The 15081-nt window shown below is 66.9% G+C and carries 16 protein-coding genes and 1 pseudogene; 1 reads left to right on the forward strand and 16 read right to left on the reverse strand.

The annotated features are described in order from the left end of the window. Positions 1-836 precede the first annotated feature (836 nt). The 12 genes from OG758_RS48530 to OG758_RS48585 all read right to left on the reverse strand — a co-directional run bounded on the left by OG758_RS48530 (position 837) and on the right by OG758_RS48585 (position 8900). The gene (locus OG758_RS48530; RefSeq protein ID WP_326708014.1) at positions 837-974 is read right to left on the reverse strand and encodes a hypothetical protein; all 138 of its coding nucleotides are present in this window, start codon (positions 972-974) and stop codon (positions 837-839) included. 484 nt (positions 975-1458) lie between these two features. After that, positions 1459-1902 (reverse strand): NUDIX hydrolase, encoded by a 444-nt coding sequence (locus OG758_RS48535; RefSeq protein ID WP_326708013.1) that lies wholly within the window; start codon positions 1900-1902, stop codon positions 1459-1461. Positions 1903-2045: 143 nt separating this feature from the next. Next, complete coding sequence (locus tag OG758_RS48540; protein WP_326708012.1) at positions 2046-2558, reverse strand: hypothetical protein; 513 nt, start codon at positions 2556-2558, stop codon at positions 2046-2048. Then, positions 2555-3337, reverse strand: coding sequence for an aldo/keto reductase (locus OG758_RS48545; protein ID WP_326708011.1), 783 nt, complete (start codon positions 3335-3337; stop codon positions 2555-2557). The genes OG758_RS48540 and OG758_RS48545 overlap by 4 nt, the downstream gene beginning before the upstream one ends. After that, positions 3334-3939, reverse strand: coding sequence for an AAA family ATPase (locus tag OG758_RS48550; RefSeq protein ID WP_326708010.1), 606 nt, complete (start codon positions 3937-3939; stop codon positions 3334-3336). The genes OG758_RS48545 and OG758_RS48550 overlap by 4 nt, the downstream gene beginning before the upstream one ends. Further along, entirely contained in the window at positions 3936-4541 is a 606-nt protein-coding gene (locus OG758_RS48555) for a 3'-5' exonuclease (protein WP_326708009.1), read from the reverse strand. The genes OG758_RS48550 and OG758_RS48555 overlap by 4 nt, the downstream gene beginning before the upstream one ends. After that, a complete protein-coding gene (locus OG758_RS48560) occupies positions 4538-5716 on the reverse strand; it encodes a radical SAM protein (protein WP_326708008.1) in 1179 nt (392 codons plus the stop codon). The genes OG758_RS48555 and OG758_RS48560 overlap by 4 nt, the downstream gene beginning before the upstream one ends. A 15-nt stretch (positions 5717-5731) precedes the next feature. Next, the gene (locus tag OG758_RS48565; RefSeq protein ID WP_326708007.1) at positions 5732-6292 is read right to left on the reverse strand and encodes a nucleoside-diphosphate kinase; all 561 of its coding nucleotides are present in this window, start codon (positions 6290-6292) and stop codon (positions 5732-5734) included. Beyond that, positions 6289-7314, reverse strand: a complete 1026-nt coding sequence (locus OG758_RS48570; protein ID WP_326715747.1) for a thymidylate synthase — start codon at positions 7312-7314, stop codon at positions 6289-6291. Before OG758_RS48570 ends, OG758_RS48565 begins: the two co-directional genes overlap by 4 nt. Positions 7315-7421: 107 nt before the next feature. Next, positions 7422-8087 carry a hypothetical protein gene (locus OG758_RS48575; RefSeq protein ID WP_326708006.1) on the reverse strand — a complete coding sequence of 222 codons (666 nt, stop codon included), beginning with the start codon at positions 8085-8087 and terminating at the stop codon, positions 7422-7424. Continuing rightward, positions 8084-8284, reverse strand: coding sequence for a DUF5999 family protein (locus tag OG758_RS48580; protein ID WP_326708005.1), 201 nt, complete (start codon positions 8282-8284; stop codon positions 8084-8086). The genes OG758_RS48575 and OG758_RS48580 overlap by 4 nt, the downstream gene beginning before the upstream one ends. 385 nt (positions 8285-8669) lie before the next feature. After that, positions 8670-8900 carry a hypothetical protein gene (locus OG758_RS48585; RefSeq protein WP_326708004.1) on the reverse strand — a complete coding sequence of 77 codons (231 nt, stop codon included), beginning with the start codon at positions 8898-8900 and terminating at the stop codon, positions 8670-8672. 126 nt (positions 8901-9026) lie between these two features. Here OG758_RS48585 and OG758_RS48590 point away from each other — a divergent pair. Beyond that, positions 9027-10369 (forward strand): annotated as a pseudogene (locus OG758_RS48590) (hypothetical protein). Here the strand turns inward: OG758_RS48590 and OG758_RS48595 are convergent. The 4 genes from OG758_RS48595 to OG758_RS48610 form a co-directional block, all read right to left on the reverse strand. Next, entirely contained in the window at positions 10347-10880 is a 534-nt protein-coding gene (locus OG758_RS48595; RefSeq protein ID WP_326708002.1) for an NUDIX hydrolase, read from the reverse strand. The pseudogene OG758_RS48590 and the gene OG758_RS48595 overlap by 23 nt on opposite strands. Before the next feature lie 186 nt (positions 10881-11066). After that, entirely contained in the window at positions 11067-11489 is a 423-nt protein-coding gene (locus OG758_RS48600; RefSeq protein ID WP_326708001.1) for a hypothetical protein, read from the reverse strand. 267 nt (positions 11490-11756) lie between these two features. Beyond that, positions 11757-12083, reverse strand: a complete 327-nt coding sequence (locus tag OG758_RS48605) for a hypothetical protein (protein WP_326708000.1) — start codon at positions 12081-12083, stop codon at positions 11757-11759. A 972-nt stretch (positions 12084-13055) separates the two neighbouring features. Next, positions 13056-15080, reverse strand: coding sequence for a DNA recombination protein RecN (locus OG758_RS48610; protein WP_326707999.1), 2025 nt, complete (start codon positions 15078-15080; stop codon positions 13056-13058). Between the last annotated feature and the right edge of the window lies 1 nt (position 15081).

The raw sequence follows: 15081 nt of genomic DNA on the forward strand, positions 1-15081 counted from the left end.
GCAGTGACCGCGACTGCGCACCCACGATGCTGCGCACCCACGATGCTGCGCACCCACGATGCGCAGTCGCAGTGCACTCTGACTGCGCACTCCGGGATCCCCGCTGCGCAGCGTCCCCGCCCACCGCTGCGCAGCGTCCGCGCTCACCGTTGCGCAGTGGACGATCGGATCGTGCTGCGCAACCATCCGCGAGCCCTCGCGCGGGCGGTGACTGGCTGCTGCGCAACCGGTGCGCTGTCGCGGCCCGGCGGCCCGGCGGCGTGCTGCAGCGAGACGCGTACCGGTGTGCGTACCGGCCGGCGGTAGTGGAGGGTGATGTGGCGTCGTTCGCCCTTGCCGCACTCGCTGTGCCGGCCATCGCCAGCTGGGTTGCGCACTTTGGGATCCCCGCTGCGCAGCGTCCCTGCCCACCGCTGCGTAGTCCGGGCGCAGATCGTTCACGGCCGCCCTGTGGGGTGCCGGCGTGCTGAGCGTCGTGTTGTGGCTGGTGATCGCCACCAGGCCCGCGTGATCGGCTTCGGCGACGTGTAGCTCGCCCTCAGCGTCGTCGCGATGCCTGGCTGGTGGGGATGGAGTGTGCTGTTCCTCGGTCTTTGCCGGCTGCCTCGCCGTTGCTCTTTGCCGTTCCCGGTCATCGGCGCCGCCTTGAGCCCGCCTGCACGAGCGCGGACCGTGCAACAGGACGTGGTGGAACACAGCCGGTGGTGGCAGTTGCCAGCCTCTGGACCAGGCACTTGTGTTGACCTTCACCGCTGGCCGTGTGACGGCCTGCGAATCAGATGAATAGCCCCAACTGTCCGTCATGGGCTGGGCAGTTGGGCGGAAGCCGACGGCGATCAGGCGGTCAGGCGGTCAGACGGCCAGGAACCGGTGAGGGTCAGGATCGAGCCGATCACCACGGAGCCGTAGTGCCCGGGCAGGGGAGGCCCAGTGCCTGTGGCGCCCCGCTCGAGCACCGCGGCCGCCATCAGCATCGCCGACAAACTACCCCTCAAAACCCCCAGCAAAGTCACCCGCAAAGGGGGCCTCAAACTCCCTAGTGCACCCTCCATCGCTGGAGAGAGGAAAACGGCAGGTCAGACCCGCCGGTACGGGCGTACCGGTCGTGCCGACAACCCCTCTCACGCACACTCCGACCCGGCCACAGGTGGGGAAGGAAGAAGAAGGGAAAGAGCAGACGGCAGGGCGAGGCCGGCGCGTGCGTGCTCGGGGTCGGAGCCGCGTCGTGTCGTGTTGCGCGTCGGCCGGGGGCCTCCGCGCTCGCGGCCCGATGAGACGGACCGCAGCGGGGAAGAGGGGACGGATGCGGGTGCACACCGCCTCCGGCTGCCGCACCACGGCCGGCTCTGCTGCGATGGACGCAGTTGCGCCGCCAGGCGTGACACTTCACCCGGCAGTTGGCTCCGGTCCCGTAACTACAGGCGGACCGGAGCCGACCTCTCGTGCGGTGTGCCGGCGCTAGACCCAGCCGTGTTCTGTCAGGCCACCGTCATCGTTGAGGTAGCCGAGGAGGCCTTCCTTCGGATACTCGATGAGGTCCTCGGGTAGTTCGTGAACCGTGAACCACTCCAGCCCCATGCACTTGTCGGGTTCCTGGTTGACGGGCGTGCCGTTCCACTCGGTGGCCTCGAAGAAGAACCCGATCCGCTGCACGGTGTCGTCCTGGTGGTGGTGGACGACGTGCACCAGGCGCAGGTGGTCCGGGTCGACGGTGACGCCGGTTTCTTCGCGCAGCTCCCGTGCGGCGCCCAGACGCAGGGGCTCGCCCTGATCGAGCTTGCCCGACGGCAGGTGCCAACGGCCGTGGCCGTAGGGGCCGCCGCGCTGGGAGAAGAGCAGCTGGTCGCCGTCGCGGAGGATGACATGGGTGTCGATCACGGGTTGTGCGACTTCCGGGTTCATGGTCCCTGGGGGGTGTTGGGGTCGGAGACAGTGCCGACGCTACTGACGGGTCGGGGGTGCGCGTCGGCGATTGCGGATTCGACGTCCGATGGGGTGGCATCGCCGGCGCCGAGGGTCAGCCGAGGCCACAGTAGGAGGCCGGTCTACGGGGCCGGAACGGATTCGAGGTGCTCGATCGCCCCGTTGTGGTTGTAGACCATCGCGTTGATGGCGAGGGCTTGGAGGCCGAGAAGGGCGCGTGCTCTCGCGGGTTCCGTCAGTAGTGAGACGGCCTCTGTGGTGCGCAGGACGTCCGTGTCTGCGCGCGGATCGCGGTAGACGAGGCATTGGGCTTCCTCGACGGTGAGAGGAGCGGTCACAACGAGGTGCGAGATGATCTTACGGCGCCTGGTGTGCTCTTCGTCTACGGCGACTCGGCGCTGGATGGGCAGGTCGCCAGGCATGCCGGACAGGACCAACTGTGCGGCGTGCTGCGGGCTTTGGCCGTCCTCGACGGCGCCTGTGGGCAGCACAAGGCCGCCCATCAGGCAGGGAAGGACGAGGTTGTCCACGCCGACGAGTGCCAGGACGGTGACTCCGGTGATCGCTGGGCGCCAGTTCGCGTAGCCGGAATGCTTTCGCAGCGCGGTGGCGTCTGGCTTGGTGGCCAGCATCATGTCCAGCCGCCTTCGTCGACCGCTTCCACGATGGCCTGGAGGTGCCGGGGGTTCCCTGTCCCTGGAATCGGAGCGATGTGCGGGCCGCGGGCGAGGAGCCAGGCAAGGGCGGTGGCCACATTCCCGCCGTGTGCCGCAGCGCCGGCGTCGAGGGGCCGGTAGGGCACGTACGGGATGTCCTGCGCGCGGCACAGGTCGACGACGGGGTCGTACCGGTCGTGGATGCTGAGGGTGTTCTGCACGGCCGCTACCGCTGTCTCTTTCTGTGCCAGAGCAAGGTCTTCCGGCGTGACCTTGGACAGGCCGATGTGCCCGATCTTCCCCTCGTCCTGAAGGGCGAGGAGCGTGCCGAGCTGGTCGGCGAGCGGTACTTCGGGGTCGATGCGGTGCAGGTAGCACAGCTCCAGCCGTTCGGCCTTCAGACGGCGCAGACTCGCCTCGACACACGCCCGCAGATAGGCCGGATGCCCGTGCGGGGCCCACACGTTGGGCGCCGGCCGCAGGAGGCCGACCTTGGTCGCGACGAGGAGTTCGTCCGGGTAGGGGTGCAGTGCGTCCGCGATCAGCTCTTCAACGGTGTGCGGGCCGTAGGCGTCCGCGGTGTCGATGTGGGTGATGCCGTAGGTGTGGACGGCCTGGCGGAGCACGCCGAGTCCCTGGCCGCGGTCGTCGGGGTCGCCCCAGGTTCCTGCTCCGGTCAGGCGCATGGTGCCCAGGCCGAGGCGGGAGACGGTCTTCCCGGCGATCCGGATGCTTCCGCCGGGCAGGGAGCTGGTCATACCGGTGCCTGCGTCAGGCAGAGCGTGAGCGCGTGCTCGATGGCGAGGTCGTAGCCGGCCTCGCTGTTGGTGACGCGCACATGCGGCAGGTTCTCCTCGCGCAGCAGGTCGTGGGTGTGGCGGTCGACCAGCGTGCGGTAGCGGGCGTCGTCGTCGTGTTTGCGCTTCACGGGGGCCTCGGGGTCCAGGACGGTCGCCAGGAGCAGGTCGTAGTGCCCGCGGGCGGAGGCGAGCCGGTACAGCGATTCGCGGTCCGCTCGCAAGATGGGCTGCCGGCGCCACTCACAGGCGGCGCGGAAGTAGGCGAGCGCGTCCCAGGACGCCCGGTCCGCCAAAACGACCTTCACCGGTTCGTCTTCCAGGCGGGCGCCGGCGGCGATCTCGTCGGCGATGCCCATCGCGGCGACCCAGGCGGTTGATTCCGCCGTGTGGTGCTGCATCTTGGGCAGGGGGACCAGGGCCGCGCGGCGGCCGACGTTGCCGGTGCGGGCCACCGGTACCCCGTTCGCGCGCAGCTCCATCTCGATGCGGCGCAGCAGCAGGGTCTTGCCGGTCGAATGGGCTCCCATGACGCCGATGCGCAGGGGAGTCGGGTCGTTCACCACAAGGTGGGCTCCTGTTCTGGTTCGGGGGTGCCGGGCAGGCCGGGCGGGACGGCGGCCGCGACGATGTGGTCCCAGCGGTCGTAGTGCTGGGCCATGGCGATGAGGAGCTGCGCGGTCGCGTATGCGTCGAACGTGGCGCGGTGACGCTGCGCGGGGGCCTGGCTCAGGTCTGGCTTCACGTGCTTGATCAGGGCGTCAAGGCCGTACTTGGGCAGGTCGGGGTAGGTGGCCTTGGCCAGCCGGACCGTGTCGATGACTCCGGCCGGCCGCCACTGCGGCAGGTGCGCGCACAGCACGCGGTATTCCACGTGCGCGCTGTGCGCGGCAATCCATGCAGTGCCCAGGCGCGCATGCACCTCTTCGCTGATCTCCTCCCAGCGCGGCTGCTGTTCGAGCATCTGGTTCGTCAGGCCGTGCAACTGAGCGGCAACGAACGACGTGACGGGCCTGCGCGGTCGGGTCAGCCAGGCGCCGGCGGTGCTCTGGTCGGGCTGTCCGTCGCGTACGGGCAGAGCGGCGACCTCCACCAGATCGGGCGGGTGGTGCCCGTTGCCTTCGACGTCGACGACCAGCAGCTCGGGCCAGGAGGAGAAGTTCATGGGGTGGTGGGTCCGTTCTCCGTCGTCCAGCCGATGTCTGCGCGGCCGTGCTGGCGGTGGTGGTGGGGCTTGGCGCGGTCGTGGCACTGGTAGCCGAAGCCGTGCTGGAGGTAGTAGCGCGGGGCTTCGTCCAGTCCCTCCACGACGATGGCACGATCCGTGATGGCGATCGGGCCGCTCGCGCCGAGCTCTCGCGCCTGTTGGGTGACGGCCGTCAGCTCGGGGGTGACCCATGCGGCCTCGCACCTGGCGAGTTGCTCGGGCGGGCAGATCTCGCACAGTTCATGGATGCCGAAGTGCCCGTTGTAGTCGGCCTCCCCGTGGGCGTAGGCCACGCCGCATGAGGTCTTGCGGAACAGGGCGCCCCATCCGCTGTCGCGCTCGAAGGCGGCGAGAATCCGCTGCTCGGCGACCTCCGGCATGATCTTGCGGCGAGCGGTCTCCTCGTACGGCATGGGCATGTCGTGGGCCTCGTAGTACGCGGCGATCTCCTTGCGGAAGAACAGGCCGGTGAAGACCGTCGCGTGCGCGGATTGGGACAGCTCGCGGGCGCGGGCGATGTCGGCGTCGCAGTCGTTCAGGCCGGGCACGATCGGCCGCCAGTACAGGACGGTGCGGTACCGCTCGGCGTGCTCGTACAGGGTCCGCAGACTTTTCGCCGCGATGTTGCTGTTCACCGGCTCGATCTTGGGTTCCTGGATGTTGGAGTGCGTGACCAGGACCGTCAGGCGCAGGTGCGTGAAACTGTTGAGGACGGCGCAGTCCTCGGGCGTCACCCGCCACCGGGTGATGACCAGGACGTGGTTGGTCAGGCCGCGCTCGTCGAGCTGCCGCAGCACGTTGAACAGGTGCGGTTTGACGACGGTCAGCATGGGGTCGGTGGCGCGGTTGAGGAGCTGGATCGGCGTCGTGTGCGGCCGGAAGTACGGGTGGCGGACGAGGCGGTTCACGGCGTCCTCGTCGCTCATCAGCCGCCGCGGGACCTTCATCGAGTAGTTCTCGAACAAGTGCCGCACGCAATAACCGCAGTTGAGCGGGCAGCCGATGATCCAGTTCAACGACAGTCCGGACTTGCGGTACTCGACCACGTCCGCGAGTTCTGGCTTCAAGCTGGTGATCTGCTCGACGGGAAGGATAGGCAGGGGGCGGCGATTGCCGATGATGGGAGTGCTCATCACGGTCTCCTGAGGTCAGGCGTCAGCAGATGTGCTCTGCGCCGGGAAAGCTGGGGTGAGAAGGTCGCGACGGCCGGCACCGAACCAGGTGCCAAAATCGCGGCGGGCCGCATCCGCGTCGTCGGAGGTGTGCACGAGGTTGCGCACGAGCCGCTTCTCGGCGAGCGCCGCCTCCAGGCTGTCCTGGCCAAGGTCCGCGCGGATCGTCCCTGCGGCAGCGTGCGCGGGATCGAAATCGCCCAACAGGTCGCGCAGCCGTGCGTGCATGTCCGACTCCCCGTGGGCGAGCGCAACGGTGACGCGCTGCCCCACGTACGCCTCGTCCAAGCACGCAGCGATGTCCCGGTCCAAAAACCAATCGCGGTCCACCAGCAGGTCCCAGTAGTGCACGTGCGCCTGCCACGCCGTTGCGACCAGCTCCAAGCGCCCGACAATGGACACGCCCGCGCTCTCGATCCGGTCCAGGACAGCGTCGACCAGGCCGCGTTCCACAGCGTCCGGCTTACACAGCACGACGGCCCACCGCTCGAAGTCGATACCCCTGACCACACCGCCCGCCGGCGGCCTGCCGCTCACCGCGCTCCCTCCGCCCTCGCGCAGGCCTCCCACTTGTTCTCGCACAGCCACCGCAGACCCGGATGCAGACAGTCCAGGACGTCACGGCCGACGGCGTCGCTCTCGTCATGCCTGATCTGCCGGTACACCTCGAACAACAGCACCGCTTGCTGCCAATAGGCATCGAGATTCAGGCGGGCGACCTCGTCCACGCTGTACTTCACCGTGTTGGTACGCAGCAGCGCCTCGTGTTCCAGCAGCCGCATGATCGTGTCAGGGCCAGTCGTCACCGACATCGCAGGGAACGGAAACGCGTGCGGAGCCCGGCGCAACTCCGCCTCGTTCAGCACACGCCGGACTCGCTCCACGTTGCACTCGTTCACGTGCGCCGAGCCGATGATGTGGGTGTAGTGGCCCAGCTCCAGGCCGAGTTGAATGGCCGCGTACTCCTGGATCATCGTGAACGAGAACACATCGGACAGCAGGCCGCAGTCCAGATCGTTGGCCCGCATGGTGCACACCATGTGCAAACGGCCATCGCGGACAAACAGGTGAAGACCGGCCAGGCACGCCATGTCCGGGTTGCCGGCAACAGCCAGTTCAGCGGCCGAGAACACGGGCAGGTACCCGCGTTTACTGTCGGCCTCGGTGCGCAGCAACTCCAGCACCCGCTCGAACGGGGACCATGTGTCCCCGACAGCGGGCGGATTGAACAAAGTGTGGCCGTAGGCGGATCCGCCCAGGGTGACGCCGTCCTTGGAACTGGAGCGCATCGACGGCGCGTAGTAGCCGATCATCTCCAGGTCCCGGCGGCCGGCCAGATACCAGAGCGCTTCGGCGAACTGGAAGACCGGGTTGGCCTTCCGCGCGGCGATGTAGGGCAGGCGCTGGCGCGGGTTGGGCAGTCGGAAGCTGACGCCGATGACCTCTCGTGCGTCGTTGCCGCGGGCCACGATGTTGAACTCGGGACTCTCGCAGGCCAGCCGTAACAGATCAAGGTAGGCGCCCTCGACGGTGCGGTAGGTGGGTGCGGTGAGCATCATTTCTCCAGGTCAGCGGGCAGCCGAAAGCGGCTGTTAGGCAGGGGGTGTGCTCGGGGAGGTGGTGCCGCTCGGCGTTCCGCCATCAGCACAAGAACGCCGAGCGGGGCCTAGGTGGCGGGCGTGAGCTCCGCCAGGTCCACGACTTCAAAGTCGGACAGCTCGCGCACGAGTTGGGAGGCGAGGAACCAGCGCAGCCGCGGATCGCCGTAGGGAATCGGGGTGTCGTCGCCCGCCAGGACGCGCACCCCGTCGCAGGCCAACGCGTGCGGAGTTCCGATCACTCCGTAGAGGCGAAAGCGGCGGGCCAGGAGCGCGACGTGCCCCTCGCGGCCCAGGCGAGGGCACCGGGCGGCGGCCAACTTCGCATGCTCGACACAGACGGGCGGCTGCCAGGTACGAACAGGCTGCCCCAGGCCGCTCTGGGCGGTGTGCAGGAACAGGACACCGGACCGCTCAGGCGCCTGACGGCGCACGGCTTTAGTGCTCGCAAAGCACACCTGGCAGCGCAGGCGAAGCATGGTCTCCCGCTGCCGGGACGGGTGGACCAGCTTCCAACGGGGATCTCCCGTCGGCAGCCTGTCAGTGCCGAGAGACTGCGAGACACGGGACCAGAGCACACCGTGCAGGTCACGGTCCTCGCGTCCCTCGTCCATGTAGGCGAGCCGCATTTGTCGGTCGTCTTCCATGCGGGCGCAGAGCATCAGGAAGCTCTCGGCTTCCTCGTCCCGACGGAGGGTGATGTACGGAATAGCGATGTCGGCAGAGGCGCTCATGCGGCACCCCGCTCGCAGGCGAGAGGGCGGTGCGGGGCGATGACCGTCCCGTTGGGCAGCAACTCGCCGGTGTCGTCGAAGAGCAGGACACCGTTGCACAGCAGCGTCCAGCCCGAGATGTCGTCACGTGCCATTCTCTTGGCCGCATCGCGGTCGGACTCGTCGGCCTTGGGGCAGGCGGGCATGTGCTGACACATGTGGGTTGCTCTTCCTCTCGGTCGTGTGTGGAGGCTGGGGAAGCTGCCCTCGTCGGCAGGCGCCGGTCGTCGATGGAGACACGGGATGTCGCTCCGTAGACCGATCCAAGTCCCGTCGCGGAGCTGCGCGCCGCCCCACGGGCCGGACTGCACTGCGCCTGCACTGGAACGTTCAGCCTCCTCCTGGGCGCCTGGGCCAGGGCTGGACGACTGGGAAGCGGGTTTGCGTGGCACCGCCGAACGTTGACGGGGTGCTGGAGGGATTGGCATACCTCCGGGCGACCGGTCTATTGGTCCATCGCGAGGACCATGCCGATCACCAGGCCGCACGATCCGCTGATGCAGATGATGAATAGGAGCCCGGCGTACCGGCCGATGGCGCGCATCACAACCCAACCCGCCTGTTGCCGTTCTTCACGGCCAGACGCGCGCTCAGTTCCTTCCGCACACTGAGCGGTACCACGTTGTCCGGCACGGCATCCCACTCGACGCCGCCACGGATCGGCCTCATCTGCACACGGCCGCCGATCTCACCCATGACGACGCCCATACGGTCCCTGGCGTTGTCCATGGCCAGCTCACCGATGCCTGGTCTGGTCTGCTGGTTGCTCTCCATGAATAAGAGGATCGCGATTTGGGTTCCGGCGCCAAAAGGTCCAGCTGATTACCCAACTTGGGTAACATTGCGGCAAGTAGAGAATCCGCGACGTTGCGTAGCCCTCGCAGTGTGGGAGCTTGCCCAGTGCCCGACGCCGACCGGCCCCAGGAACTTCCTGCAAAGCTGCTCACCGACCCCGAGATGATCAACGCATGTCGGGCGCGAGACTTCGCCAGAGTCTTCCGGCTGGTGAAGACCAAGGCGGGCATCTACCCGTCGATGATCGCCAGACGCTGCGACCTGACGCCCAGCCGAGTTGGCGAAGTCATCGCAGGCCAACGTCGGTTGTCGCACATGGACGTCATCGAACGCATCGCAGACGGATTACGAATCCCGGGGCACATGCTTGGGCTTGCCCGGCGGACGTGGGAAACGCCTCAGGCCCTCGTGGTCACAGAGCGCGAGGCGCCTCAAGAGCCAGAGTCAGGACAGCGGACACCCGCTTCTCTGCCAGGGCCCGATGTGGATAGCATCCTGGCATTGGCCACCCGAACAAGCCTCAGTGCAGCCACACTTGAAGCGTTCCGATCGTCCATCGAAGACTACTGGCGACGAGACGACCAGCATGGCGGCGAAGCGCTGAGGCCAGCAATCGTCGGCCAACTCCGATACGTGGTTGGACTACTCAAGGAGAGCCGACCACCGTCCATCAAGAACGGCCTGTACCAAATCGCAGCCGAGCTCGCGTGCCTCGTCGGCTGGACCTACTTCGATGCCCGCCAGTACAACCAGGCCCGCGCCTACTTCACTGAAGCACTGCAACTGGCCACGGAAGTCGACGACCGCCAGTTCATCGCTAACGTCCTTGCCTGCATGAGCCTGCAGGCCACGTATCAGGACAGGCCCGCGGACTCTCTGGCACTCGTCGCCGCCGCTCAGGACCAAGCGCGGTCATCTCTCGGCAGTACCCCACGCGTTTTGTCCATGCTGTCCATGCGCGAAGCCTTCGCTCATGCCACTTTGGGCAACCGCGATTCCACTCACCGGGCGATCGGGGAAGCCCACCATCAGTTCGGGCAGATCCAGACGAGTGACCTGGACCCGTCTTGGGTGACCTACTTCAACGAGCCGAAGCTCATAGTGGACACGGGCATCGCTCACGGCCGACTGGGTGAAGCAGAGACTGCTGAACCCTTGATCGCAGACGCATTACGAAGGGAGGACCGTACCAACCAGCGCGGGCGGGCATTTCACGCGTTCTGGCTGGCACGTACACAGCTCGACCAGGGAAAGCTCGACCAGGCGTGCCGCACCGCCACGCAAGCTCTGGAGCCGGCATCGGCCGTAGCCTCCGAGCGAGTGTCAGGCCATCTCCGCGAGTTCTACGACCAATTAGCCCCGCACCGGCAGGAACCCGTAGCCCTGGCCTTTGAGGCGCGACTACGGGAGTTCCTCCCACCGGTGTTAGCGGATTGATTCGTCCATAAGCAGGTACAGCAGGCCGACCAGCGACCCACTGCTCACGATCTCCCGACGGTCGATCATCCCCCGTACCTCTGAGAGCGGAATCCACTCGATGCGGTCAGACTCGTTCTCTTCCGTGGGCGGCCCGTCGTAGGTCGCGCCGTCCGCCCGGAAGACGTGGTGCTGCGAGTCGGTGATCCCGTTGGCAGGCTCGGCGTAGATCAGGGGCTTGATGGGCCCAGGACGCCAGCCCGTCTCCTCCAACACTTCGCGGGCCGCGGCGTCTTCTGGAGACTCGCCCTCCTCAACCAGGCCCATGGGCAACTCCCAGGCCCATGAGTCCGTGATGAAGCGATGCCGCCACATCATCAGGACCTCTTGTTGATCATTGACGACGGCGGCCACGGCCAAGTGCCGGAGGCGAACGACGTGGTACTCCCATCTGCGTCCGTCAGGCTGTTGGACATCGACCAGACACAGATTCACCCACTTGTTGGTGTAGATCTCTCGCTCACCGTGAGTCTTCCACTCCATACCTTCGGCCCCTCTCGATCGGTCTCTAGGATCTCAGACCAATCGGGGGGCGGACGTAAGTTCGCCGCTTTTCGCGTCAGCTTGACGAGATGGCGGAGTGGGGCCCGCGAAGACCCCCTCATCTTCACCATTCCCCAGTCGTCATGATGCCGTCAGTCAGCATGGGGCACAGGAAACGATCGCGTGCTACAGCACCGACCCGCAGCCGGCCGGATGCACATCCACATGCCCCGCTCGTTTGACCGGCGCGCGCCGTCCCGCATAGTCCCGTTCGGCGATGCCGATGTTCCGGTCGTCGAACTCGATGACGGCAAGTTGGGTAGGCAGTACGCCTCCGTTGGTGTTCCGGCTGCGCCTTCGCCGGTCGTCTGGGTCGTCGCCCGAGCGACCGACGGACAGGCGGTCCCGTACAGGGGAGGGGATGTCGCGGGCGAAGTCGGTTGCGTCGAAGTTCGAGCATCCCAGTATCAGTTCGTGCAGCGGTGCCGAGGGATCGAGTGTCGGTGTGACGAACTCACCGAGGCCCTCACGTACAACTACCTTGCCGCCGGTACCATCACCGCCTACCTGCAGCAACGAGGTGTCGACAAGGACCTGTTGCGGCGCCACCTCCAAAGCCCCTGCCCGGACCGGTATGTCACTCAGGAGGCGCTCATCTCGCGGGTCTGGTCGGACCGCTACCGACCTCCAGTGCCGTCCCCAATTCCGTAGAACCGGCGTGGACGAGCATCGGACGCCAGATCGCCCAACGCGCGATGGAGAAGTGGCGGCCCACTTGTCTGCAGACACGCCGCCTCGAAAGCGGCGCGTCCGGGCGGTGGCTTGGCCGGCGAACCGGGCCTCGTAGTCGCTGCGGAGTAGACGCCCAGCAGCGTGCTACTCCAGGGACCTCAGCGTGAGTACGGCTCCGTTGTAGTGGATGTTCCAGCCGTTGCGGGTGCGGTGTCGGTGGGCACCGACGAGGCCAGCGGTTGGGTGGGTGAGTGCGATGGCCAGGTCGTCGGGGAAGGGGTAGCCCGTCCAGGCCAGTTCCCATCGGTCTCCGTGTCCCTCAAGCCGGCGCAGGCCCTGTGTCACCGAGCGTCCTGGGGCGCGATCGAGGGGGTCTTGCCACCACCCGCCGATCGCCCACGTTCTGCCGCGGTCGCGTAGGGAGATGCGGACGGTGACGGCAGCCAGGAGCGTGGTGCTGGCCGGGGTCATCGCTGGGACGGCTTGGAGGGCATCGTGCTCGGCGTCGGTGAGGGCAATGCTTGCTGGTCGAATCCAATCAGCGTCTACTGCAGGGGCTACGAGCTGACGGGCAGGGCGGTGCTTCTCGGCGATGGTGAGGGTGGCATCGGTGGGCAGGTGCCGCAGACGCCACGTGTAGCCGTCGCTTGACTCGAGCCGCATCCCTGGAATACGGCCGGGCCAGTCGCGGCCTCCGGGGACGAGCCAACGCACCACTCCCTCAGCCCAGTTCGTCTCGATCTCAAACCCATCATTCCGAGGTGAGGGAGTCAAGGTGTAGGAAAACAGTCCGTATGCGCACCAGTGGCCGTGTGCCGTGTCCAGGTCGGAGTTGAACCAGCCCAGCGCCAGGAGCGCCCGTAGCCTTTGCTGCTGCGCCGTGCACTCGTCCAGTCCGAGCCCAATCCGGCCCGCCCGCACTGCGCGCCCCGCAGCGGAGGAGTTCTCTCCTGTGTACATACGCCGCACCGCAGCGGTGCGGCGACGAAGCGAATTCGGCATAGCGTGACCCTCCAGGCCTCCCGGGTCAGCCCAGCCACGCGTCAGCATCCAGCTGAAACAGCGAAGCGAAGAGAAGTGCGCAGTGGGTGCCCCACACCCTCTGGCGCTCAGCCCATCCCCGGGAGATGACCCGCACGCACACAGCCGGAGCTACGCGCGCCGGAGGCCTCAGCAGAGCATTCTTGGGCCAGCGGTGAGCACGGACGCGCCGCGCTCCTGCCTGTTCGTATCCGAAGAGGTGAATCCGGCCCGGTCTGGGTCAGGCGAGCCGAACGGGCAGTTGCCTGGTGTCGCCGGATGCGCCGGCATCCGGCGACACCAAGTTCAGGGTGGGGAACGCAGTCGTGCATGCGCCGCGAGCGTCGGCGTGCTCTTGGCCCGGTGGCTGCGAACGACCAGTGCACCCGCCGACCATCGGGTGCGCTGTGGCGTCGCCAGGTTCTACCGGGTGACCTCTTCCGGTGCTGCGCTTGTCTCGTCCTCGATCAGCCCGTAGGGAGGATGGTCCTCGTTGCGGCTGTAGCGGGCCACCACGTCGCCTTCCGTGAGGAGCGGCGGGCTGTTGTCGGCGATGATGAGCTGTGCTTTGGTACCTCGGTCCGCGAGCCAGACAGAGAGGTGATGGTAGAAGTCGTCGATCGCGACGGCATCGGCGATCAACGCATCAAGGGTGCCGCCGCCGCCGTGGCCAAGGTTCTTCTGCGGGCTGTCGATCATGAGGAAGCCAGGGTGCGCGGCGCCGGTCTCGACGGCGATTTCGAAGACGGCCAGCTGCCAGGCCAGGGTCAGCAGCGTGCGGGCGCCAGAAGACGCCTCCTGGTACGGTCCCCCGCGGACGAACGGTGTGAGGTCAGGCTTAATGAAGGGCTGGCTGAGCTTGGGGTAGCGCCACTCACGCAGGAGGTCGCCGAAGCGGCTGCTGACCTGGGCGATGATCCGGTCTCGGTCGTACGTGGCGTCACCGAGCTGTGCGCGTTCCTCCTTCAAGCGGGCGATCTGCGCCTCGTGCCGCTCCACCGCGGCGGCGCGCTTGGCGAGTCCCTCCTGGAGTTTTGCGGTGCTTTCGACCTGGTCGATGAGGCGGAGGACCTGCTCTCGCCGGCGGTGGAGGTCGTCGCGGGCGGCGAGGAATGGCGATACCGAGGGCGAAGTTGCCTCGTCCAGCGCGGCGGCAGCCTGCTCCTCAAGAATTGCCGCCTCTTCGGCCTGCAGCTTGAGCGAGACCAGTGATTCGTCCAGGTCCTCGATGTAGTTGGTGATCTCTTTGAGGCGGGCTTTGGTTGACCGGATCTCGGCCGCGACATCCATGCGGTTGCCCTCGGCTTGGCTGCCGGCGTCCGCGGCCCCCAGTGTCTGTGCCCCGTCAGCATCGGTCAGTTCGCGGCTGCACATGCTGCACTGCCCGCTCGCGGCGGTCGGGGGTGCCGGCAGGCTCTTCAGACAGGCCGGGCAGGTGGTGACGCTCAAGGGGTCGAAGAGCTGCTGTGCCTCGCCCAGCATGCCGAGTTTCAGCAGATCGTCCGCGTACTGCGCTCGCAGCGGCATCAGGCGCGCGAGCTGTGTCTCGCAGTCCCGAAGCACCGATGCCGTCCGGCGGGAACTGCGTGCGGCTTGCTGGTGTTCACGACGTAGTTGGGCGGCAAAGGCTGTCCCCGCCTGAGCTGCTTGGTCCAGTGCCTGGAGCTGGGAGGTGATGTCGGCCAGCTCCCGCTCGAACGTGAGGGGCGATGGGATGGTCTCGTCGTGGGCGACGGCGGTGGGGGCTTGTTCCTGGACGAAGGAACGCGCTGCCGCGAGTTCGACATTGGCCTGGTTGAGCCGGTCGCCGAGTTTCCTGATCCGCTGGCCGAGCTCGACGGCACGGTCGTCGTGGACGCCGAAGACGACGTCAACCACCTGCCGCAACTTGTGCTTGCGCATGTAGTGGTTCTCGAAGAGGAAGTTCTTGTCCGCGACGCGTTCGTTGGGCAGGAATGCCAACCACATCAAGTCACGGAAGCTAAGTGGATCCGTGCGGGATGTACGGCTGTTCGGGGCTTCCCGTAGCTGGACACCTTCAAGCTTGCAGTGGCTCAGTAGGAGGGCCGACAGACTGTCCGGTGCCCCCGGCGGATCGATCGGCCTACTCTCGCCCTTAGCGGGTTTACTGTCCAGCGTTCCACGACGTACGAAGGCGAACTTCGAGGGCTCACCCACCGACCGCTCGATTACGTGTGGTTCTCCGGAAAGCTCAATCTCTAAGAGGCAGGAGCGGACTCTTCGAAGCACCTCCTGATGACGAGGATGCCGCTTGGCGCCAAGCCCGTACGCAATGAACTCCAGCACCGCGGTCTTGCCCGAGCTGAACGCCCCGGCGATCACGGACAGGTTCCGCACCCGTTGTTCGATCGTGAAGTCGACCTCGTAGGACCGGTCGATCCCGGCCAGCCGCAGGCGGCGGATCCGAATGCCGGGAAGCGGCTCCATA

It is taken from the genome of Streptomyces sp. NBC_01474, from assembly GCF_035918215.1.
In the GTDB taxonomy this organism is placed as follows: Bacteria; Actinomycetota; Actinomycetes; order Streptomycetales; family Streptomycetaceae; genus Streptomyces; species Streptomyces aureus.